The 23,918-nt window shown below is 43.3% G+C and carries 16 protein-coding genes; 13 read left to right on the top strand and 3 right to left on the bottom strand.

Annotated elements, in window-relative coordinates; all coding sequences use genetic code 11:
- The first annotated feature begins 16 nt into the window (after window positions 1-16).
- Window positions 17-988 (top strand): BF3164 family lipoprotein, encoded by a 972-nt coding sequence (locus K429_RS0109310; RefSeq protein ID WP_118434428.1) that lies wholly within the window; start codon window positions 17-19, stop codon window positions 986-988.
- 164 nt (window positions 989-1,152) lie between these two features.
- A complete protein-coding gene (locus tag K429_RS0109305) occupies window positions 1,153-2,292 on the top strand; it encodes a 6-bladed beta-propeller (protein ID WP_231501833.1) in 1,140 nt (379 codons plus the stop codon).
- A 10-nt stretch (window positions 2,293-2,302) separates the two neighbouring features.
- Here the strand turns inward: K429_RS0109305 and K429_RS0109300 are convergent, their stop codons facing one another.
- Together K429_RS0109300 and K429_RS0109295 are read right to left on the bottom strand one after the other, a co-directional pair.
- The gene (locus K429_RS0109300) at window positions 2,303-2,884 is read right to left on the bottom strand and encodes an epoxyqueuosine reductase QueH (protein ID WP_007211057.1); all 582 of its coding nucleotides are present in this window, start codon (window positions 2,882-2,884) and stop codon (window positions 2,303-2,305) included.
- Between the two features lie 110 nt (window positions 2,885-2,994).
- Window positions 2,995-4,179 (bottom strand): DUF5009 domain-containing protein, encoded by a 1,185-nt coding sequence (locus tag K429_RS0109295; RefSeq protein ID WP_026366718.1) that lies wholly within the window; start codon window positions 4,177-4,179, stop codon window positions 2,995-2,997.
- Window positions 4,180-4,243: 64 nt separating this feature from the next.
- On the opposite strand from K429_RS0109295, the gene K429_RS0109290 reads away from it, so the two are divergent.
- The 4 genes from K429_RS0109290 to K429_RS0109275 all read left to right on the top strand — a co-directional run bounded on the left by K429_RS0109290 (window position 4,244) and on the right by K429_RS0109275 (window position 11,216).
- A complete protein-coding gene (locus K429_RS0109290) occupies window positions 4,244-5,836 on the top strand; it encodes a DUF6377 domain-containing protein (RefSeq protein ID WP_026366717.1) in 1,593 nt (530 codons plus the stop codon).
- Between the two features lie 187 nt (window positions 5,837-6,023).
- Window positions 6,024-7,499: a glycoside hydrolase family 30 beta sandwich domain-containing protein gene (locus K429_RS0109285; protein WP_026366716.1), complete on the top strand. Its 1,476-nt coding sequence runs from the start codon at window positions 6,024-6,026 to the stop codon at window positions 7,497-7,499.
- Between the two features lie 18 nt (window positions 7,500-7,517).
- A complete protein-coding gene (locus K429_RS0109280) occupies window positions 7,518-8,765 on the top strand; it encodes a glycoside hydrolase family 5 protein (RefSeq protein ID WP_026366715.1) in 1,248 nt (415 codons plus the stop codon).
- A 228-nt stretch (window positions 8,766-8,993) separates the two neighbouring features.
- The gene (locus tag K429_RS0109275) at window positions 8,994-11,216 is read left to right on the top strand and encodes a glycoside hydrolase family 3 C-terminal domain-containing protein (protein ID WP_026366714.1); all 2,223 of its coding nucleotides are present in this window, start codon (window positions 8,994-8,996) and stop codon (window positions 11,214-11,216) included.
- Window positions 11,217-11,534: 318 nt separating this feature from the next.
- Here the strand turns inward: K429_RS0109275 and K429_RS0109270 are convergent, their stop codons facing one another.
- Complete coding sequence (locus K429_RS0109270; RefSeq protein ID WP_007216730.1) at window positions 11,535-11,969, bottom strand: DUF6078 family protein; 435 nt, start codon at window positions 11,967-11,969, stop codon at window positions 11,535-11,537.
- Window positions 11,970-12,663: 694 nt separating this feature from the next.
- Here K429_RS0109270 and K429_RS0109265 point away from each other — a divergent pair.
- The 7 genes from K429_RS0109265 (at window position 12,664) to K429_RS0109235 (ending at window position 23,888) form a co-directional block, all read left to right on the top strand.
- A complete protein-coding gene (locus tag K429_RS0109265; RefSeq protein WP_007211049.1) occupies window positions 12,664-13,233 on the top strand; it encodes a DUF3575 domain-containing protein in 570 nt (189 codons plus the stop codon).
- Window positions 13,234-13,240: 7 nt separating this feature from the next.
- Complete coding sequence (locus tag K429_RS0109260; RefSeq protein ID WP_026366713.1) at window positions 13,241-14,755, top strand: DUF3868 domain-containing protein; 1,515 nt, start codon at window positions 13,241-13,243, stop codon at window positions 14,753-14,755.
- Window positions 14,756-14,837: 82 nt separating this feature from the next.
- Window positions 14,838-16,556 carry an Mfa1 family fimbria major subunit gene (locus K429_RS0109255; protein ID WP_026366712.1) on the top strand — a complete coding sequence of 573 codons (1,719 nt, stop codon included), beginning with the start codon at window positions 14,838-14,840 and terminating at the stop codon, window positions 16,554-16,556.
- Window positions 16,557-16,828: 272 nt separating this feature from the next.
- Window positions 16,829-17,827, top strand: coding sequence for a FimB/Mfa2 family fimbrial subunit (locus tag K429_RS0109250; RefSeq protein WP_026366711.1), 999 nt, complete (start codon window positions 16,829-16,831; stop codon window positions 17,825-17,827).
- Between the two features lie 2 nt (window positions 17,828-17,829).
- Complete coding sequence (locus K429_RS0109245; protein ID WP_026366710.1) at window positions 17,830-18,936, top strand: hypothetical protein; 1,107 nt, start codon at window positions 17,830-17,832, stop codon at window positions 18,934-18,936.
- Window positions 18,937-18,977: 41 nt separating this feature from the next.
- Window positions 18,978-20,627, top strand: coding sequence for a fimbrillin family protein (locus tag K429_RS0109240; RefSeq protein WP_007216736.1), 1,650 nt, complete (start codon window positions 18,978-18,980; stop codon window positions 20,625-20,627).
- Window positions 20,628-20,657: 30 nt separating this feature from the next.
- Window positions 20,658-23,888 carry a hypothetical protein gene (locus K429_RS0109235; protein ID WP_026366709.1) on the top strand — a complete coding sequence of 1,077 codons (3,231 nt, stop codon included), beginning with the start codon at window positions 20,658-20,660 and terminating at the stop codon, window positions 23,886-23,888.
- The last annotated feature ends 30 nt before the right edge of the window (window positions 23,889-23,918 follow it).

Raw genomic sequence — 23,918 nt, 5'->3', positions numbered from 1 at the left:
TTTAATTTAGACTCAGATGAAATATAATTCAACATGTGTGTTCTTAATGGCTTGGATGCTAAGTGCATGCTCTCAACCTCGTGTAGATGGAACCATTTTTTACGAAAGTAAAAAGGTATTTGCAGAAAAGATTCCTGTAAGCGAAATGTTTTCTCCTGATTTCGTCACAAAATCAGGAGACTATTTTATTATTTCAAGTTCACGATCTGACACAACATTATTCCTATATGAGACTCCTTCATTGACATTTAAAAATGCCACAGGTATAAAAGGAAATGGTCCGGATGAGATCCAAATGTTTCCTATGTTTTGCCATACATTAGATAATGATTATTTATATATAAGAGGTTATTCCCCTACGTCAATCAGAAAAATATCATTAGCTCTTGATGGTAACTTATTGTTTATTGATGAGTATGAATTGGGTAAATATGATGAATATAATTTCATGAATATTATAAATGATTCTTTATTTATATATTATAGCAGTAATCAACTTGCCATTACAAAATATGATTTGAAGAATCAAACTGAACTGGATAAAATAAAACTGGAAAAAGATGACGATAATGAGTCTTATTTCTATTCTAATAGAGGAATTATTGCTGCAAATGATTCATTTGTGGTTTATCCTTACATCTATAAAAAGCAAATAGATATCTATGCCGTGAAAGATTTTAAGTTGGTAAAAAGAATTAATGATGGTAAGCATTATCCCGAAATTATAGCTAATGACATTGAAGATATAACTTATCACTATCTTAATGTCTATGCGGGGAAGAAATATTTTTATGCTTTGTATGTTGGACATAAGGAGGATGATAATTTCTTAGGCAGAACTTTAGAGGTCTATGATTATGAAGGGAACCCGATAATCAAATATACATTTGATATAATTCCTTTTTATTTTGTAGTTGATGAAGAAAATGGATATATATATGCGACTAATGCACACTATGAAGATTATTTATTAAGGTATAAACTGTAATTTTGCGGACAGTATTTCTATTCCTCCGGTATTGCTGTCTGTCAAGAACAGGAAGATGTGATCTATACTTATAATATACCTTAATTTAGATTTTTTTTAATATGAAACTAATGCTGAACATAAATAGGAAATCATATAGCCTAATAGTGACAGTCATAATTCTTATGTCATCCTGCCGCCAGCAATCGTTGCCGAATAGTTTAGAGGCAATCAATATAATAAATAAAGACCGCCCTATTGAATTGGATATATACGATATAGTGGACAGCATTAGTTATATTCCTTTAGAAACTTCGGAGAAGTGCTTGCTGGGTGAACTCCAAAGGACTAAGAGGGATGGTGATTTTTATTTTGTCGAAGATACTAAAGGGCTATTTGTCTTTGGTAAAGACGGACGTTTCCTGAATGAAATCGGTCATAAAGGAAATGCCCCCGGGGAATATCTCTATATGGATAATTTCTATTTGGACCGTAAGAATAAGCAAGTCTGCATTATCAACAATGTACAAAAGCGAATATTACGATATGCGTATGATGGCACTTACATATCTATGAGCTACCTTGAGGATAAAGATGCCAATATAGAGTCGGCAATGTTGTGTGATGGAGGAGAACTTTTAGCATTTTATCCTTTGCCTAATGATCTTTTTCATGTGGATAGTGAGTATCGCGTCTTCAGAGAGAAAGGAGATACATTAGCTTCGGAAAGGATAATGGATGCAAAGGCGTTGACAACTAAAGATGCTTTTTACCCTTTCTTGTACTTTCCAATGGTGACCTTCAACAATAAGTATTTCTTGGCATCTGTGTTTTCTAATGAACTTTATCAATATGAGAATGGCAAGACTTTCCCGGTTTATCATGTCGATACCTCCGCTACCATTCCTGATGAGGCTTTCCTGGATGAGCACAAAGATCTGGACTTTTTTGAACTGCTAAAGATTATGAATCAGCGGAATATAGGCACGGGCATAACCGCTTTAGAGGCTTCTTCCGATTATTTGTTTGCATTGATTGATAACAGAAAAACGTTGGTCTGGGATGGAGAAAAGGGAATCTTGATTTCCACTACCTATAATTCGGACTTAAACCTCTATTCCTCACTTTTGACGGGAGGGAGTTCCGACGAGCACGTAGGTTATCTATCTGCAGAATTCTTTTGTGAAAAGAAGGAGGATTCAGCGGGAAGTAAGGCTTTATCAGAGTTGGCCGATTCCTTATCTGAGGATGATAATCCCGTGCTCTTTCAGTATCACTTTAAAAAAGATGCAGTGAAGTCACTGATGGAGAAATATAAGTTGTGATCGGATGTTTTTATTCTTTCTCTTCAAGTCTCCGCATACTGAACTCGCAACCGCAATATTGTTGATTGTAGAAGTCATGCTCTTTAAGAAGTTGATTTCGGCGGTCTTGTAATCCTCCTTTCCGCCAGTTTTGCTCCCAGAAGATGGTGCCGGGATAGAGAGCGGCAGCGCGACGACCTGCCAGATTAATCTGGTCGAGACTTTTCCAGCGGGAAGAGGCAAGGGTAGTGGTGAATAGCGTGAAACCATGCTCTGCGGCATAGCGGGCTGTTTCCGTCAGGCGAAGAGTGAAACATTGCAGGCAACGACTCCCACGTTCAGGCTCATCTTCCATCCCTGACATGGAACTGCGCCAAAGCTGATAGTCGTAATCTCCATCGATGAAATCAAGTCCGAGGGCTTTTACATAACGGATAGCTTCGGCTTTTCGGATATCGTATTCTGCCTGAGGATAGATGTTGGGATTATAATAAAATACGGTGGGACGAATGTTGTTGGCGAGCAGACATTCGATAATAGCAGAAGAGCAAGGTGCGCAACAGGAATGTAGCAGTACTTTGTCTTCGTTGTTTGGGGTTTCTATTTTCAACATAATCCTTTTTGTTTTTCTTTTAGGCGCGGATTACGCGAATTACACGGAAATTATTCCTTTCCGATTCTTTGAGAATCCGTATAGTCCGCGTAATCCGCACCTGAAATCCTTTATACTTTCAGTTTTATCTTAATCTTCACCAACAGTCCGGTCAATTGGACAATGATGAGGGAGAATATAAGCGATCTTAATAAGCCCGGAGCACCGGCATTCAATAGCTCTGGATAATGCAAACCCAGCAATTGCTGCACAGCATACCATACGTAAGGAAGGATATAGCATGTCAGTGTAGCTGTTCCGGCAGGTTTGATAATATCGAACCAGGGCGTTTTGCCTTTCACATCCGTCAGCCAATAGAACAAGCCGAACAGCGGGAAGAATGCAGCCAGGCAATAAAACAACCAACTCGGGGTAGCCTGTATCTTGGAAATAATCCAGTGAGGATGCGAGCAGAGTGCAGCAATAAGCATGACAACACCCAATACACAAAGAATTGTGATAAACTTACGCGGATGTTCCCGGTCAGCATATTTCTGCATCAGCAACGAAGTGAGTACACCCGACATACCGAATGCGTGCAGCGTCCAATCGCTGGGGATGAAAGGCAACAGTATGACGCGTAAACCGTATTCTTGTGGTATCAGACTGGAATGACTGATTACTGCAAGCAGCATAACTACCAGCCATGCTATTACATTCTTGCGTAGACTTTCGCGGGTAAACAGATAAATCCCGGCACATACGACATAAGTCCAACCGATAAGTCCCAGAATGCCCCACCAACCCTGATGGAAAGGTTTTCCGTTTAAGTCTTTATATAATACGAGGAATGCCAGCAGGGCCACACCGAGCACCTTCATTGCGATGAATAGGTACTTTTTTGAACCTTCGGCCTTGGGATAGACCGCCCAGACCAGAAAGAAACCTATAACCATCAGTATGCAGAACCATTGATGGGAGATGCCGCCCTCTATGCCGCCGGAGTTGAGTGAGAACAGTCCCATGGCAATCAGAGCCACCGTGCGCCAGAAAATATGAGCGATCACTTGCAAGGTAGTGTCTCCCTTTCGATAGCGGTTCTGGATAGCAAAGGAAACGGACATACCCATACAGAAGAGGAATGCGGGAAAGATTGTGTCGGAAAAACCCAGCATGTCTTCGTGCATTTCGGCATGTTTAAGCCAGTGGGGGATGTTTTTCAGACCGGGGATATCATTTACAAAGAGCATAAGGAACATAGTAAGCGCACGGAATACATCGACCGCCGCCACTCGTTGAGGTGTTAAGTTTTTCATTATAGAATACATTTGGGGGTTAATGCTGCAAATATAGGAAACAAATTTTTTATATTTGTCCCCTATGAAGATAAAACTGCTGATATTTCTAGGTCTGGCTTTAGTTGGCATTCACGGAATGTCGGCTCCGGCCGATGTTCCTGCAATGGATGGCTGGACTGATGCTCTGGACGTAGCCATCGGTAAGCACGAAGAATATGTGGCAGTGCGTGAAGCCCGTATTGAGGCGTTGAGGCAGCAATTGGTACAGGCCGGTTCAGAAACCCCGGAATTCTTCCGGCTGAATGCGGAAATGTATCAGGAATACAAAGCGTACATCTGCGACTCCGCCCTTTACTATCTGAGCCGTAACCTGCGCTGGGCGCAACAGCGCGGTGAGCAGGATGCGGCAGATGAAACCCGTATCCGGAGGGCGCATCTGATGTCAGCGGCAGGTATGTATAAAGAAGCTTCCGAAGATCTGGAAAAGATAAATTCCTCTAAGCTTTCTCCCCGTTTGTTACCCGATTATTATGAATGTTACCGTCATTTATACAATGAATTGGGGGCGTATACGCAGGATACCTTCCGGCGCAGCCGTTATTACGGTTTGTCTGTCGCTTATGGAGACTCTCTGATGCAGGTGCTTTCTCCTGCCTCTGCCCTCTACCTGGAACGTAAAGAGATGAAAGCCGCCGGCTCCGGTCAATTGGAGGAGGCTTTGAAGATGAATGATAGCCGTTTGGCGGGCATACGTCCCGATACCCCGGAATATGCGTTGGTCACTTACCACCGTTCCCAGCTTTACCGTAGTTTGGGAGACAGGCAGCAGGAAAAGTATTATCTGGCTTTGTCTGCTTTGACAGATGTCCGGCTGGCAATTACTGATCATGCTTCCTTGTGGACCTTGGCACAACTGCTTTATGAAGAAGGAGACATTGAACGTGCTTACCGCTACATTCGCTTCTCGTGGGATGAAACTAACCACTACAATGCCCGTAGCCGCAGCTTGCAGACGGCAGGTATTCTGTCGCTCATAGATCTTACCTATCAGGCTATGCAGGAGAAGCAGAACGACCGTCTGCTCTTTTATCTTTGGATGATCAGTATCCTGTCCCTGTTGCTGATTATGGCTGTCATCTGGATATATCGGCAGATGAAGCATCTTTCCATAGCCCGCAGTCATCTGGAACAGGCTAATGAACAGTTGCAGATGTCCAATCATATAAAAGAGGAATATATCGGCCGTTTCCTGAAACTGTGTTCTACCTATATCGACCGTCTGGATGCTTACCGACGCATGGTCAACAAGAAGCTTTCCGGCGGGCAAACGGAAGAACTGCTGAAGATGGTGCGTTCAAGAGATGTGCTTGACACTGATCTGAAAGAACTGTACGAGAACTTCGATACTGCCTTCCTCCATCTTTTCCCTGACTTTGTAGAAAAGTTCAATCAGCTGTTGCAGCCTGAAGAACGGATCATTCTCCGCAAGGGCGAACTGCTGAATACAGAATTGCGTATTTTTGCCTTGATCCGTCTGGGTATTGACGATAGTTCGCAGATTGCCGAGTTCCTTCGTTATTCCGTCAATACAATCTATAATTACCGTGCTAAAGTGAAAAATAAGGCGTGTGTCTCGCGGGATGATTTTGAAATGTGTGTTATGAGGATACGCTAAACATACGCCATTTCTTTCCTGTTCATCCACTTTTTTACTTTCTCACCGCAAACTTATAGTATTGTTATTTAGTCTGTTATCATTCTGCATGCTTTCATCTTATCCACATCTTGATAAACCGGAGGTGCATACTGTCTTTATCTTGCCTACCTTTGGGGAAGATTAATTAACCCTTGGAAAACATACCATGAACTTGAAACTACCTCTTTTATTAGGATGCTGTTTATTCGCTGCCATTACAGCTTGTGCCGAGACTTCCGCTTCATTGGACGAAAATGCGGCAGGAAAGAAGAAAGCAGATGTGTACATCACGACTGCCGACCGTCAGCAAAGCTTTAATCACACTACTCAGAAGCTCTCTAAAACTCCTGCGTTTGAATCCGTAATCACCCTGAATTCGAAGGTGAAATTTCAGGAGATGGACGGTTTCGGTGCTGCCGTAACCGGTTCTACCTGCTACAATCTGATGCAAATGACACCTGCCGACCGTGCGAAGTTTCTTACCGAAACTTTTTCGGATAAAGACGGACTAGGCTTCAGCTATATCCGCATTTCCATAGGCTGTTCCGATTTCTCGCTGAGCGAATATACCTGCTGCGATACGAAAGGCATTGAAAACTTTGCCTTACAGACGGAAGAGAAGGAATACGTGATACCTATCTTAAAAGATATTCTGGCGATTAATCCCACCATCAAGATACTGGGCTCTCCGTGGACATGCCCAAAATGGATGAAGGTGAATAACCTGGAGGAAAAGAAACCCTTCGATTCCTGGACAAGCGGACAACTGAATCCGGATTACTATCAGGATTATGCCACTTACTTCGTGAAATGGATTGAGGCATTTCGTAATGAAGGTATTGATATTTATTCCGTTACTCCACAGAATGAACCGTTGAATAGGGGAAATTCCGCATCTTTGTTCATGGGTTGGAAGGAAGAACTGGCCTTTGTGCGTGACGCTCTTGGCCCTGCTTTCAAGGCTGCCGGACTGGATACGAAGATTTATGCTTTCGATCATAATTACAACTACGATAACATGGCCGATCAGCAACAATACCCCGTTAAGATGTATGATGATGAAGTAGCCGCCGCTTTCCTGACCGGAGCCGCTTACCACAATTATGGCGGCAGGCGCGAAGAACTGAACAATATCCGACAGAAGCGTCCTGACAAGGAACTGATCTTTACCGAAACTTCTATCGGCATGTGGAATGATGGTCGTAACCTGGAGAAACGTCTGATGGAAGATATGCGTGAAGTAGCCCTTGGCACAGTGAACAACTGGTGTAAAGGTGTCATAGTCTGGAATCTGATGTTGGACAATGAACGTGGACCTTGGCGTGAAGGTGGGTGCAAGACTTGTTACGGAGCCGTGGATATCAGTCGTGACGACTATAAAACAATGACTTACAACTCCCATTACTATATCATCGGACATCTGTCTACCGTAGTGAAACCGGGCGCTGTCCGCATAGAAAGCAAAGGCGTTGCAGAGAAGGGATTGATGTACTCTGCATTCGATAATCCCGATGGAACCGTGGCTTTTGTGCTGTTGAATGAGGGTACGAAGGAAGTTCGCCTGACGGTAACGGACGGAAAGAACTGTGTGGATTGTGTGGTGCCTGCCAAGTCTGTAGCATCCTATCGCTGGAAGAAATAATCTTATATTTAGAATACCATGTTGAAATCTATTTTAGTGGGTACATCCCTCTTGGCAGCTTCTCTGATGTTAGGGAGTTGCGGTGAAAAGGCAGAAAAAGCACAGGAACCTGCCGCATTTGTAACAATTCAAGGGCAAGATCTGATAAAGCCCGACGGTACGAAACTCTTTATCATGGGTACCAATCTGGGTAATTGGCTGAATCCGGAAGGATATATGTTCAAGTTCAGTAAGACGAATTCCCCCCGTTTCATCAACGAGATGTTCTGTCAGTTGGTGGGACCCGACTTTACCGCTGAGTTCTGGAAAGCGTTTAAGGACAATTATATCACCCGTGAAGATGTTCAGTTCATTAAGAATACGGGTGCGAATACAATCCGTCTGCCGTTTCACTATAAGTTGTTCACAGATGAGGACTTTATGGGGCTGACTGCCAATCAGGATGGTTTCGCCCGGGTGGACAGTGTGGTGGAATGGTGTCGTGAAGCCGATCTTTATCTGATTCTTGATATGCACGATGCTCCGGGCGGACAAACGGGAGATAACATTGACGACAGTTATGGCTATCCCTGGTTGTTTGAAAGTGAAACCAGCCAGCAGTTGTATTGTGACATCTGGCGTAAGATTGCGGAGCGTTATAAAAATGAACCGGTGATTCTGGGTTATGAGCTTTTCAACGAACCTATTGCTCCGTACTTCCCGAATATGGAAGAACTGAACGGTAAGCTGGAAGATATCTATAAGAAAGGAGTAGCCGCTATCCGCGAGGTGGACACCAACCATATTATCCTGTTGGGTGGTGCACAATGGAACGGTAACTTCAAGCCGTTTACGGATTCAAAGTTCGACGATAAGATAATGTACACCTGCCACCGCTACGGAGGCGATCCTACCAAAGAAGCTATCCAGAGTATTATTGATTTCCGTGACAAAGTGAACCTGCCGATGTATATGGGCGAAATAGGACATAATACGGATGAATGGCAAGCTGCATTCTGCCAGACTATGCGTGACAATAATATCGGCTATACCTTCTGGCCGTATAAGAAGATGGATGGTTCCAGCTTCGTCGGTATTACTCCTCCGGAGAATTGGGCGAATATCGTTTACTTCTCCGAGGCTCCCCGCGCATCCTATAAGGAGGTTCGCGATGCTCGTCCCGACCAGGTAATGGCACGCAAGGCCATGATGGATTTCATCGAGGCTTGCAAGCTGAAAAACTGTGTGGTGCAGGAAGGGTATATTCAATCGTTGGGAATGAAGTAAGAAGTTATTGTTAAATATTTAATCATGTGAGTCAGTAGTTGAGTTTGGTTTATAATGGTATAGGAATGAATAAGACTCACCACAGATTACACAGATTCACACAGATTTATTAATCTAATAATCAGTAAAATAGAATCTGTGTCAATCTGTGTAATCTGTGGTGAATTAATTCATAACCCGTCAGAAAGAAACAAACTTAGCTACTAACCCCATTATCCACTTATTTATATGAAGAAAGTATTATTCGGTTTCGCATTCGCTGTTGCTCTCCCGCTCTTTGCGCAACAGAAACCTGTATATCTGGATGCGAGCAAACCTATGGAAGTAAGAGTAGAAGATGCGTTGAAGCGGCTGACCGTGGAAGAAAAGGTAGCCATGCTGCATGCACAAAGTAAATTCAGCAGTCCGGGTGTACCCCGTCTGGGTATTCCGGAATTTTGGATGACGGACGGTCCTCACGGAATCCGTCCCGAAGTTCTTTGGGATGAATGGAATCAGGCCGGATGGACCAATGACTCTTGTGTAGCTTTTCCGGCATTGACCTGTTTGGCGGCTACATGGAACCCCGAGATGTCCATGCTTTATGGCAAAAGCATTGGTGAAGAAGCACGCTATCGTAACAAGACCGTTCTTTTGGGACCCGGTGTTAATATTTATCGTACTCCGCTGAACGGACGTAACTTTGAGTACATGGGCGAAGACCCGTACCTGGCTTCCCGTATGGTGGTTCCTTACGTGCAGGGCGTACAACAGAATGGGGTGGCAGCCTGCGTGAAGCACTATGCGCTGAACAATCAGGAAATCAACCGCCACACCACCAATGTCATAGTAGACGACCGTGCCCTGTATGAAATCTATCTGCCCGCTTTCAAGGCGGCCGTTCAGGAAGGTAAAGCGTGGTCTATCATGGGAGCTTATAACCTGTATAAAGGTCAGCATGCCTGCCACAACCAATATCTGTTGAACGATATCCTGAGAGGCGAATGGGGCTTCGACGGTGTGGTCGTTTCCGACTGGGGCGGCACGCACGATACTGATCAGGCTATTACAAACGGTCTTGATATGGAGTTCGGAAGCTGGACGGATGGTCTTGCCAATGGCAGCAGCAACGCTTATGATAACTATTATCTGGCTATGCCTTATCTGGAGCGTATCAAATCGGGCAAAGTAGGTACGAAGGAACTGGACGAAAAAGTACGTCGCATCCTGCGCCTGGCATTCCGCACTACAATGGATGTGAATCGTCCTTTCGGCTCTATCCTTTCTCCCGAGCATTACGAGGCTGCCCGCCGCATTGGTGAAGAAGGCATTGTGCTGCTGCAAAACAAAGACGGCGTATTGCCCATCGACTTGAATAAAGTGAAGAAGATTGCCGTTATCGGTGAGAATGCTGTGAAAATGATGACCGTAGGTGGTGGTAGCTCCTCCCTGAAGGTGCAGCGCGAACTTTCTCCGTTGGATGGCATCAAGAACCGCGTAGGAAACAAGGCGGAAGTTGTTTATGCCCGTGGATACGTAGGCGATGCCCGTGGCGAATATAATGGTGTGGTAACCGGTCAGAATCTACAGGATGACCGTACGCCTGAGGAGCTGATTGCCGAAGCCGTAAAGGTGGCTGCGGATGCCGACTATGTGATCTTCATCGGTGGACTGAACAAGAGTAACAATCAGGATTGCGAAGATACCGACCGTGCTGGCTTGGAATTGCCGTACGGACAGGATACTGTCATTTCAGCTTTGGCGAAGGCAAACAAGAATCTTGTAGTCATCAATGTTTCCGGCAATGCGGTAGCTATGCCCTGGATTGCGGAAGTTCCTTCTGTTTTGCAAGCTTGGTTCCTGGGATCGGAAGCCGGAAACTCAATCGCTGCCGTGTTGATGGGGGATGCCAATCCTTCCGGCAAGCTGCCTTTCACTTTTCCTGCCCGTCTGGAAGATGTTCCGGCTCATAGCGTTGGCGAATATATCAGTCAGAGAAGTAAGGATGTGGTAGATATGAAATACAACGAAGGCATCTTTGTGGGGTATCGTTGGGCGGACAAGCAGAAGAAGGTGAAACCATTGTTCCCCTTCGGACACGGGCTGTCTTACACAACGTTTGCTTATGGCAAACCTGCGGCTGATAAGAAAGTGATGTCTGCCGATGATCAGATCAGTTTTACCGTAACCGTGAAGAATACCGGTGACCGCGAAGGACAGGAAGTCGTACAATTGTATATCAGTGATAAGAAATCCTCTCTGCCCCGTCCTGTCAAAGAGTTGAAAGGTTTCAAGAAAGTGAAACTGGCTCCGGGCGAAGAGAAAGAAATTACCTTCACCGTAGATAAAGAAGCTTTGAGCTACTTTGACGATGCCCAACATGCCTGGGTAGCCGAACCGGGTAAGTTTGAGGCTGTTATCGCCGCTTCGGCAGCGGATATCAAAGGGATCGTTCCTTTTGAATTGAAGTAATAACGTTATTAAGTTGACAAGAGGAAGGGTGTAGTCGCAAGATTACGCCCTTTCTTGTTGCCAGTCAGGGAGATATAGGCGCTTCGCCGGGTCTCTATTTGTTCCATTTAGTTTCTTCCTGTTGAAACAAAAGTGCCTTGCCTAAGGAACAAAAGTTTCTTCCTTGAGGAACAAAAGTTTCTTACCTAAGAAACAAGAGTGCCTTCCCTAAGAAACAAAAATGCCAGTAAAGTGAAACGGACATTTCTTCATAATGGGGTGATACCGGATTAGTATCGCCTTCCGAGAGAAGAAAGCATTGGGCTTATTTCCAGAAGCTTACCACTCGTATTGCTCCACGTATTCGTCATATACGGGTTCTTCCTTTATTCCTCTTTTGAGAAACAGTTGACGGATGTATTCCTGTTCTTTGGGTTTAAGAAGTCGTTCCTTGCGGTAACAGCGGTAATAGGTGGTTCGGTTAAGCTCTGCCATCAGTTCTCGTTTGATGCCGAGGGCTTCTTTGTGCGGTACATTATCCAACAGGTGGGTGATGCCGAGTGCGAAACGTTTCTTTTTATCCGCCATGAAGTACGGGCAGGATTCTTTGTGCGAACTAAAATAGTTTGGATTTACGGTGCTGATTACCGGGTAGTTGTCCGGGACATAGGCTGTCACCAGGTAGCGCATACATTTGGCGGAGTGTTTGCACTGCTTGTTGAGGCAGTGGAGGAAGGTGGCCGGTACCTCGCTGTAGTTAAAGTCGGGACTCATAATTGTATTCGTTTATAAGTAAATAATAGCAAAGGTAGTGTTTACTGGGGGAATAATCGCTCAGTCTGCAAGAAAAAGATGACAACTCATTTGTTTTATAATAAAGGCAAGACTATAAAGCATATAATGTAGTAATTAATACAAAATTGTCTTCTATGAAATTTCCTCCCTTTTCCTTTCTAATCGTGGCGAGGAGTGTGTATAGCCTGGGCGAGAATAGTAAAGTTGTATATTCTATCTTGTATTTATTGTATTTAATGATTATTTCTTGCTCTTTCTTATATTAAATAGTTTGGATTAATTTCTTTAGAAAGTTTCGGATATTGAAACAAATAAAATAAAAATATGCGGATAATGGAAATGCAAACTGATATTTTCTCTTTTTTCTTATTTTGGTCATTCTTATTGTGCATACTAGCATTATTAGTTGTGTGGCCTCTTTTTTAGTGCCTATAACAGAACTTGATACGATTTCCAGTCTTCTTTATTTCCACGATATTTGCAATCTGAGATTTTGTCCTTTTTTGGTTTGTTATTCAAGGTTTGAAGGGGATGAAGTCGGGATGCCGAAGCATGGAATAGATGGAGAGTGCAAAGATATAAAATGTTTCTTTAAAGAATGCTCTCCTTCATCAAAGTTTCACGGCATGAAATTGGATTTATAGAATGGTTTTAAAATAAAAAGAAGGAATAAATGAAGAAAATACTAGTCTGCATACTATTCATATTGGGTTTATTGTCGGTTGAAAGTAAAGCTCAAAAGGTTGCCGTAAAAAGTAACCTGCTTTATGATGCCACTACTACTATGAATCTTGGTTTGGAAGTTGCTTTGGCACGCAAGTGGACACTGGATATCCCGGTCAACTATAATCCATGGAAATTTGATGATGCCCGTTTGAAGCATTGGGGTATACAGCCGGAGCTTCGATACTGGTTCTGCGAAAGCTTTAACCGTACGTTCATCGGGTTGCATGCGCACTATGCCGACTTCAATGTAGGTGGATGGCCAGATTGGCCGTTAATCAGCGAGAATATGCAGAACATGCGCTATCAGGGACGTCTCTATGGTGGTGGGCTTTCAATCGGGCATTCATGGATATTAAAGAAGCGTTGGAGTCTTGAGGCTTCTATCGGACTGGGATATGCACGTATTTTATATGATAAATATCCTTGTGCAACGTGTGGCACCAAACTGAAAGATACCAGCAAAAATTATCTGGGTCCTACAAAAGCGAGCTTATCACTTATTTACTTAATTAAATAGATTGAGAATGATGAAAATAAATATGCAATTCATTGCACTGGCACTGGCTCTCTTATTCCTGAATGTGAACGGAGCATCGGCTCAGGACCGTTCATACGAAGGTACTATCAGGATAGAACCTGTGCGGTTGGAACAATCGGGTGAATTCCTCCATATAGATCTGGATGTCATTATGGATGATGTGAAAGTGAAGTCTGCACGTGGAGTGGATTTTATTCCTCAGCTGATTTCGTCTACTACCACCCGCGATCTTCCGAGAATATCTATTAAAGGCCGGAATGAGTATCTGGCCTATGAACGCAGGTTATCGGTAATGAGCCGGAAGCAGAAGGATAGTTATAGACTTCCCTATCTGGTAGAGAAGAATTACAAGAAAAAAAGTGGTGTGCTGCAATACAGATATGCGTTACCCTATGAACCTTGGATGGCAGATGCCCGGTTGAACGTGCAGCGTGACGAATGTGGTTGTGGTGAAAGCACATTGATGAATGTGGAATATGCTTTTGATAAGGTTACGCTTGAACGTATGCTGGTGCCATATGTAGTGACTCCCTATTTGTCTTATGTAGAACCGATGGTGGAAGAGATAAAGAGTCGTGATGTACAAGCTGAATGTTTCCTGGACTTTGTGGTGAACAGAGTGGATATTCGTCCTGAATATATGAATAATCCCAAGGAACTGGGTAAGATACGTGCCATGATTGACGATCTGAAGATTGATGAGAATGTGAATGTGAAGCGCTTGGATATTATTGGCTATGCTTCTCCTGAAGGAACGCTGGAAGCGAATAGACGTTTGTCTGAGGGCCGTGCCATGGCATTGCGTAACTATCTGGCTACGCAGTATGATTTCCCGAAGAACCAGTATCATATCCAGTTTGGAGGTGAAAACTGGGAAGGATTGGTGAAGGCACTTGCTACCGTTGAAATGGATGACAAGGCAGAAGTATTGGATATTATAGCCAGCATCCCGATTGAAAAAGGAAGGGAAACCAAGTTGATGAAGTTAAATGGTGGAGTGCCATATCGGTTTATGTTGAAGCATATTTTCCCGAGTCTGCGTGTCGCGATCTGTAAAGTGAGTTATGATATTAGGAATTTCAATCTGGAAGAGGCGAAAGAAGTGATAAAGAAACGTCCTCAGAATCTGAGTTTGAACGAGATGTTTATGGTGGCTAATACGTATCCGAAAGGTTCGCAGGAGTTTATCGATATCTTCGAAACTGCTGTCCGTATCTATCCGGAGAGTGAAATAGCCAATATGAATGCAGCTACCGCAGCCCTTTCACGCAATGATCTGGTTTCTGCGAAACGCTATTTAGAGAGGGTGAAGTCAGCAGACTATTCACCGGAGTATAATAATGCAATGGGAGTATTACTATTAATGAAGGAGGATTATGAATTGTCAGAGAAACATTTAAAGATTGCCAAAGAGTTGGGGCTGGATGTAGCCAAAAGCAACTTGGAAGAATTAGCTAAGAAGAAAGCTAATGCTATTGAGATCAGGAAAAAGAGTAAATAAACAAATAATAAATAAGAACCGGAAAGTGGTTACTATTAAAGTGAATAATTATATCTATTAATTTCTAATAAATTTTTGTATTATGCTAAAGATTAAATCAATTTTAGTATCGTTGCTGGCCCTTGGGGCAATGGCAAGTTGCTCAACAAATGAGCTGGAAGGAGAAGATACGAGGACGGGGGCCGATTTGGATGTGGCTTACATGTCATTGCGGATTACATTACCTACCCAGAAGGCAAGTACCCGTGCTGCAGGTACTTCTACGGAAAAAGATCCTACCGGACATGAAGGTGATGTCAACTCTCTTTACGTCATTACATTCGACAAGGACCAAAAACTGGTACACCATTCCAGAAAGAATCCTGTTATTGTTTTGGGATCAGGCGATTTGTCGCCCCAAGTTAGCGGTAATCAAGGTACGACAGAGGCGATTCTGGTAAGTGCCAGTACTAAGTATTTGCTCGTTGTCGTTAATCCGGGTACATTGTTGGAGACGAGATTAAGGGCTTTGACTGCCGGTGCTTTATACAATGATATCAACATGGCTATCGTTAAAAGCCTAACAGCTGGCAGCAAACCTGAGACACTTGTAGGTGAAATTGCGGATCCTGCGGATAGTGGTAAGGGTTTTACGATGATCAATGCCGGTTCCTACGATGTTAGTGGTGACAAGTGGAACCAAGGCTGTCTGCTTGACGTAGAAACTAATGTGATTTCTGTTGATGGTACTACCATTAAAGATGAAGCCGCAGCCAAAGAGGAAGCGGAAAAAGTTGGGAACAGAGCGACGCTGAAAATTGAACGTCTTGCTGCAAAAGTGGAAGTAGCTGTTTCATCCAGTCTGACAGTATTGCCTACAGGAGCTAACTTCGAATTCGGTGGTTGGACACTCGATTATTACAATAGCACTTTCTATCCATTTGCAGAGAAATCTAAAACCAAAGCGACCCATACTGCAGCTTTCTATGAGAATAGTTTCTATACTACGGATCCGAACTTTACGGATCCAGGTCACAGAACCGGGATTGTTCTAAACGAAGTCAAGGATCGTGCGCCCCTTGTAACCTGGAAAGCTAAAAGTGAAACTCTAACTCCGGTTTTTGAATATTGTATTGAGAATACAATGGCTGATGCCGACCAGAAGTTTGGTGCAGCTACCCGTGTAGTAATAAAAGGGAAATACGCTCCAAAAGATTTTACACTCGGAAATGACTGGTTCTCTTTCGGTGGCATAAACTATCCGACTCTTACAAATCTTCAGCTTGCGTATTCTACAGCTGGTGCCACGATTAAGGCTAAGGCTGATGAATTGGAATTGGCAGGGGAGGATCCGATCACTGCACTGGCGAATGCAAAGCTCTTCTATCCTGTAGAAACATTGCTTATGGAAGTTTGCGATAACTTCTTAGGTGCGGTAAATACAGCATTAAGTGCCTCAATTGCCGCTTTTGCAGATCTTGATCAAGATACGCATCTTGATAATATCACAGATGGTGGTGAGATTGTGAAAATTGCCAAGTGTATTAAGTGGTATCAGAAGAGTCTTAACTATTACTATTATGAGATTCGCCATGATAATACTGATGATGAATATATGTACTTTGGTAAATATGGTGTAGTACGTAATAACTGGTATAACCTTACTCTGAATAAGGTGAATGGTTCTGGTACTCCATGGTATCCTGGTGATGGACCAGAAGATCCGGATCCGGAAAAACCAATTGATGAAAAGCCCGGATTCCTTGCTTTCGATATTGAAATAGCTCCGTGGGTATACTGGCAAACTGGTTTTGAGATTTAATATACTCTCTATGAAAAAGCGCAGGGCAGTGCAAAACTGCCTGCCCTGTATTTTCTTAATGATATTCCATACGGAAATGAACCGTAGGGAAAAGTAAAATAAGCCGGTGACAGGCTTTCTAAAAACAGCACGGAAACATCTTGGCGCATCAGAAATGCATGGAGTGCAAACCGCGCACCCCCTAAAATGGAAATAACCGGAGATCATTAAGCAGGATCTCTGACAATATAAACGGCAGTCCTCAAAGCACTGCCTCATAAAAGAAAAAAGATATGTTCGGAAAAACCAAATCGCTATTCTTTATTGTCACCTCGCTGTTGTTCATCGCTTCGTGCGATAGTATACGTGAGGATTTGCCTCGGTGCGAACTTTGGCTGGAATTCACATTCGACTACAATATGGAATATGCGGATGCGTTCAATCCGCAGGTTAAGTCGGTAGATGTATTTGTTTTTGATAGTGATGACAAACTGGTTCTCTCTAAAAGAGCGGAATCTACTGAACTGATTGGTGGAAACCGAATGCCGTTGACTGACGAACTGGACTTTGGCAACTATAAAGTGCTGACTGTAGGCGGACTGTCCGACAAATTTAGCGCTTTAGGAAATGGAGGTAGCGGGATGGCTTTGCGGTCGACCACTTATCAGCAAGTCACTTTAGCTCTGAACCGTGAATCGGATATCGTGGATTTTGAGTTTCCGCACCTCTATTTCGGAGCAATTGTGGAAGTGAATCATTTGCCATCCAATACCAGTCACAATGTTTATCAGGTAAACATGGTACGTAACACCAACCGGTTTAATATTGCATTGATGGATTATGAAGGTCGAGAAGAAACTGAGAATCAGTACTCTTTTGAAATCCAGTCGCCTGAAAATGCCATCTATTCCTGGGAAAACGAGCCTACAGGTCAGGGACCGATTACATACGCGTCTCATTATTCAGGACCGGGTGAGACCTCTGAAGTGTTAATGTCAGCGCGTATGAATACTATGCGTCTGTTTAACCGGACGGGATGGGATTACCGTTTTATTATAAGAAATGCGGATACAGGAACAGAAGTGTGGAGCTATGATTTGATGAAACTGTTGAGTATTGCTCGGCCGGAGTACCGTCATGACGGTACGGTGCTTTCTTTTCAGGAGTATCTTGACAGGCAGAGCGAATGGAGCCTGATGTTCTCCGTAGTAGAAAAGCCGGGAGGAGGATTCCTTCAAATCGGTCTTCTTGTAGGACCCTGGGTTTATTGGCTTCATGATATCGAAATATAAGAATGAGGGAAAAAATACTATATATCGTTTGTATGGCCTTCACAGCCCTTTTGTTCTCATGCAGCAAGGATGCGATGGATGATGAACTGCTCCCTGTTACCCGGGCGCAGCTTAGCATCGGACTTGAGGACAAATCGGAAGTGGAGCGGCAGGAGGAAATAAAATCCATCCGGTTTATTGTGTTCAGCAACGCGTCGGGCGACGTGAAGCTGAATGTGAATAAACTTGTTACGTTGGATACTCCGGCCACAGCCACCGATATAACTGCGAAAAACCTCGAAGTGATTCCTAACAACGATATTATGGTTATTGTCATCGCCAATGAGCCGCAAAGTCTTACGAGTAAGCTCAATACTGTCACCAGCCCATGGTTATTGCAGAGCGTGGACTATGATATAGCCAACATATTGGACAGTGACGGAGAGATTGTCTCGACCACCGGTATGCCAATGACTGGGGTAATCAGGGATATATCCGTGGCGTCTGATGAAGTCAAGGCGGTAAAGATGGTTATCGAGCGTGCTGTGGCTCGTGTTGATATCTTCCTTGAAGCTACAGACGGTGGAGCTGTGACAGGATACACAAAGGATGTCACCAGTGTCACTTTACACAACTTCACCCATAACAGTTATTTTGTGATGGGAAATGAGGCCAACTATACGCGTGACAACGCTAACCCCTCGAAGAATTACGGGAAAGTGATGACAAATGCAGTAGATGGTGATTTGCTGACGCAGACTTGGACAGCTGCAACAACTGAAACCTGGGCGTATTCATCTGTAGCTGGAGCCGAAAATAGAAAAAGACTCTGCTCATTTTATGTTGCCGAGCGTATTTTCAGGTCAGATTCTTCCGACCAATTGGCTATTAGCATGGTAAATGTTCTGAAAGGACCTCCAAGTGTTACAGGAATAGCAGAGAAGGTGATAAAAACAATAACAAAAGTCGATAATTCAGGTACTCCGACAGCGCAACCTTTTACGGAGATCCGGAGGAATAATGTGTATCAAATTACAGCTCGGGTTGGCAAAATCGGTATTCAGATAATAACGATAAGTGTGGAAGGATGGGGTAAGGTTCAGGATATTGATCTGGATATGTATCTGTGATGCTTTCGGGCGGATGTTTTTTTAATTGGGAAAGGAATAGGATGATAAAGTTTAATAATAGTATTAGGACGATTGTAACGGCAGTTATTCTTCCGGTCATATTCTCTTCGTGTATCAGAGAAGAAATGACGTGCGGAAATCAGATTGTTGTGCAACGTATTGGAGAAGATGGAGGTGCCGTTACCCGTGGTACGGCTGTCTCTTCCGTATCCGATCTGGAGAATCAATTATTCGGCTTTTCAGCTTCCCTGACACCTGCTGCGTCTGCTACACAAATGTACTTCAACGAAAAAGCCCGGGTGAATGCAGGAGGCATAACGGGTACTATATTGCCGGAACAATACTGGCCGGCCCTGCTGGGAGCCAGCATGAAGTTCTTTTCATGGTATCCATATGAGGGTACGTATGCGCCTGCCGCAACTTTCGCTAACCCTGCACAAATGTTGCTGAATTATACGGCCGATGCTGATGCTGCCAATCATGTGGATGTGATGGCTGCCGTATCTACACCCGGCTGGAATGAAGGCGTGGGTATACATTTTTATCATACTCTGACCAAAGTTACTTTTACGTTTCAAAAGAAGGATCCGGTACCTGATGTGGTAACTATTCAGAAGATTGAATTTCAGGGTGTGCCGAATGTTGGTAAACTTACTGTGGGCACTATACCTGCCAAGACAACAGCGAATGGAAAGCCTGGCTTTGTGTGGAATGACGTCACTACAGGAAATATCGTTTCTACTCTCAGCAGTAATAATACGGTAACAGATGATAAGGTCTTGCTTGGTGACACATTTTTGATGTTGCCTACCGATCAATTCTCCGATGAGGCGAAGATTGTTGTTACCACTAATTTAGGTGAGCGGGAGTTTATGTTCAAGGATATTGTTGCTACCAAACCTCATTCATGGGAATCGGGTGAATACATCAACTATAACATTACAATCTCGAATACAATCTATCAGATATCGGCTACTCCGCTTCCGTGGGATAAAAATCCGGTAATAGATGTGATTTTTGACGGACAGTATTATCTTAAATTGTCACAAGCTAATGTGAGACTGGAAGGGAAAGGTAATACTGTGGATATAGTAGTAAAAACGAACTATAATGCGATACCATACACAGGCTATCCGGCAGGAGCGCAATTAACAGTAACCAATACAGCTTGGTCTGAAGTTAGCCTGCTTAATTCGTCCGAAGCTAATGGTGTATATACTTATACTATTCGTGCCGTGATAAGTGACTATGTCGGTACTGTTGCCGACTTTCGTGATATGAGATTTTATATTACTGCCGGTAACATGAATCTTGGTGTACCTATACAACAGTGGGGTGGAGCTGGCAACTGGATAACCCCGGATATCGTATTTGCCGATAATGATCCCACCACAGAAGGAATCAAAAGACGGCGTAAAATAGTCTTTAACACGACTGCCTTAACTAACTCTACAGACAGTTGGAAATGGAATTGGGAAATAAGCGAAATAAGAGATCCTGATAATATTCTGCTGAATGCTGAAACGATGCTTTGGGCAAATGGCACAGGTGGTGGGTGGCTTTACTTCTATTACAAGGCCAATGCCACAGAGGGCTCTAAAGCCACGCTGGTATTACACAATACGAATGGTGACAATCCGGATGTGGAGATAGAATTAACTGTACCGGACGATGCGTCTGCTACAGCATAGATATATGAACCTTTTTAAGAGAAAATTATAATGAGATATACTGTTTCAATATTCAAAAAGCATTTGTTGATATATACTCTGATGACAGTGGTATGCCTCAGTGGGTGTGTACAAGAGGAGTTTGCGACTCCTCCAAAGAAAACTGAAAACAGCGTGGAATTTAGTCTGTCTGTTTTTGATGTGAAAATGCCGTCAGTAGCTTCACGCTCAATGGTAGGAGTGGGAGAGGCTAATAAAGAAGATGAGGTACAAAGTGTAGATATTCTGGTGTTTGATGCTTCAGTAGAACCTGCTGTTCTTTTGGAATGGGTGGAAGTGGAAAGCCAGAATATTGAGCAGAATTTAGCTGGAGGTAGCTCAAAGGTAGATTTTTCAGCTCCGCTTACTCTCTCTTCCAAGAAAGTGTGCATAGCGGTAGTGGTAAATTGCTCACTTTCCGGTTTAACGAAAGGAACTCCCAAAAATGATGTATTGAACAGTCTGATTTTTCAAAATAGCGGAAAGTGGCTTGCTGATGCTGATAATTACACCGCAATTCCTATGTACGGAGAGATAGAGGTGGCGAAGATAGAACCTTCGGTGAGTATAGCCAACATTGAGATGAAGCGAATGTTGGCGCGTATTGATATACAAAATTCAACTTCTAATTTCAAGATAGAAGATGTGTATCTGGCCAATTTCAATACAAATGGATATGTGTCTCCTGAATGGGATAGTAATGGGAAGATAAACCTGACACCAACTGCCCCCAATATGCCATCCGACCCGGGTAAGACTTTGGGTGCAGAGAATGCTATTAGGTATCAGGTGAATGGCGCTGCCTCTTATATTGGAGAAATCTATGCTCTTGAAGCTTCTGCGGCAATAGATGCCGGTGGAGTGGGTGAGGACGGTAATGCAAGTCGCAAGAATGCGACATGTCTGATTGTAATGGGGAAGATGATTGAAAATGGAGTTGCAGTTGGAGACTCTTACTATTATCGGGTAGATTTTACCCAAAAGGTCACGATAGAGGAAGGAACGAAGGTAGAGTATATGCCTTTGATGCGAAATTACAAATATGTTGTTGACATTAATGAGGTTTCAGGTCCGGGGTTTACTGATAAAGTTGACGCCTTGGCTTCCTATACAGTAATGTCTAACATGAAAACGCGTGTGATTAGCTATAACCGTAATAAAATAAAGGATGTAGTCTACAATGGGCAGTATATGCTTGGTGTGAGCGTAACAGATGTGCAGATATCTCAGTTTCAGATTAGTGAATACGCCGTAGATGTATTTACTGATGTCCCTGGCGGCTGGACAGCTACCGTTACAAATGGGGAGAGTTGGCTCAGAATTAATGATGGTACTTCCGGTGGGAGTGCTACAATGTCTGGTGCATCAAATAGTGATACACAGTTTAAGCTGAGTATGGGGTATTTTGATAATGCGTTAGGAATCGGTGACACTCGTACGGGGACTGTTCTGCTGAAAACGGCGAGGCTTTCCCAGGAGATTACAGTGACGCAGAAGATGATAGAGCCGGGGGTAATCAAGTTTGTGGATGCATACGGAAATGAAATAGAGAATCTTTTCTTTCGTCTCAGAGCAACTAATGTTTCCACTAATACCATTGAGCCGCAATCTGTGTATGTGATGTTTTCTACGGATAGACTTGATGCGCGGCTTGAGCCGGACAGGGATTTTGCGGGCTTAATAGCGTACCCGGATTGGGGAGGTTTAATTCCGGCTCTGAATCCGGATAGAGCAACAGCTACACCATTTTACGGCAGTGTACAGGCTTTTAGTGTAGAGCCGAAAGTTAAAGTGGATGGCGATGAGAAAAGTGATTATTGGCGTGTGGATAAGTTGTTGTTTACTTTGCATAATAAGGAGGGAATATTGTTAGGTGCACAAAGAGAGTTTACTATCGTTCAGGCGTTGTTGGATTTCTCATTTCAGTATTATGAGAGTTTGAGTCCCCGTAGTTATGAAGTACATCTTGGAGCAGAACAATATTTGCAACTCCTTACAAATAATAATTGGGAGATTACCAAGATAGAACAGTTGGATATTATCGGTGATGATGGAACAGGGTTAATAGTGTCTGATTCGGAAAATGATATAGTTGTAGGTAGAAGCAATACGGATAATATTATGTGGGAGCATTCTGTTGTAGATAATCCAGACGAGCTTGGATTTAATCCGTTGAGTATAATTGGTCGTGGATACAATTTCAGATTAAAGCTTCATCCTGGTAAATGGAAGGAAGGGAAAAGTGGAACGATAAGAATTACGTTTAGAAACGTGATGCGTGCTGGGAGTCAGGAATCTTATATAGATTATCCGTTCTACACTACGATTGATTTAAAAATGGTATCGAAGAAAACATCCTATACAGATAGTGGAGAACCTCTTTTCTATCTTTATCCACTTCGGTTCGACAAACGATTATACTATGATGAGAATAGAGCAAACGAGGGACTTAAAAAAGATATTGCTGAGGCCGATAAAATATGTAAGGCTGTGGGGGATGGATGGCGACTTCCTAATGCGAATGAATTGATATTATCCTATGTTTATCGAGATGCTTTGGGGGGAGATGCAACTCAAGGCAACGGCTATGCTGGACAAAATATATTTGGATGGTATGCAGATAGGAATTGGTCTTCATCGGTCGATCCTATTGATTCAAATACACGTTTTACAATAGACTTTTCAAATGGTAGAACTACAACTAATTCTATTTGGGATTGGGATAAACAATACTTCCGATGTGTCAGAAATGGTGCCAGTAGTGGAGGTTATCCAAAAGTCTCGGGAGCTACTATTATTTCACGCGACAATAATGGAGGTGTGAAGTCTTCTATATTGCTTGCTTCAGGTGAATCTCCGGCCCAATATAATAAGGTGGCTCCGAAGTTTGAGGTTGATTTGGTGGATAAGGTAAATACCGGAATGGGCGCAAAGGCCGAATGTGAGGGGAGATCAGGCAATTGGCGATTACCTACTCAAAGGGAATTATTACTAATCTATGGTTTAGGTGGGATGAAAACCTCTTATAATGGTGATGGTTTTACTGTGCCGACTTGGTCAGGTGGATTCGTGAAGGTTGATAATTGGCTATGGTCACAAACCGTTAGTGAATCCGGTAAGTTTTATGTAGTTGGTCCTAGTCCCAATGCTTCGGAAAATGGTCAACTCCAAACACAATCGTGGGATTATACAGACTCTGGTCTGTCTTGGGTTCATTATCGCTGTGTGAGGACTATAGACTAATTTATAAGAAAGGGGATAGTTTAGCTATCC

Source organism: Bacteroides sp. 14(A), assembly GCF_000526555.1.
In the GTDB taxonomy this organism is placed as follows: Bacteria; Bacteroidota; Bacteroidia; order Bacteroidales; family Bacteroidaceae; genus Bacteroides; species Bacteroides cellulosilyticus.
Note: the sequence above shows the minus strand (reverse complement) of the source record. Positions and strands in the feature narration are given on the sequence as shown.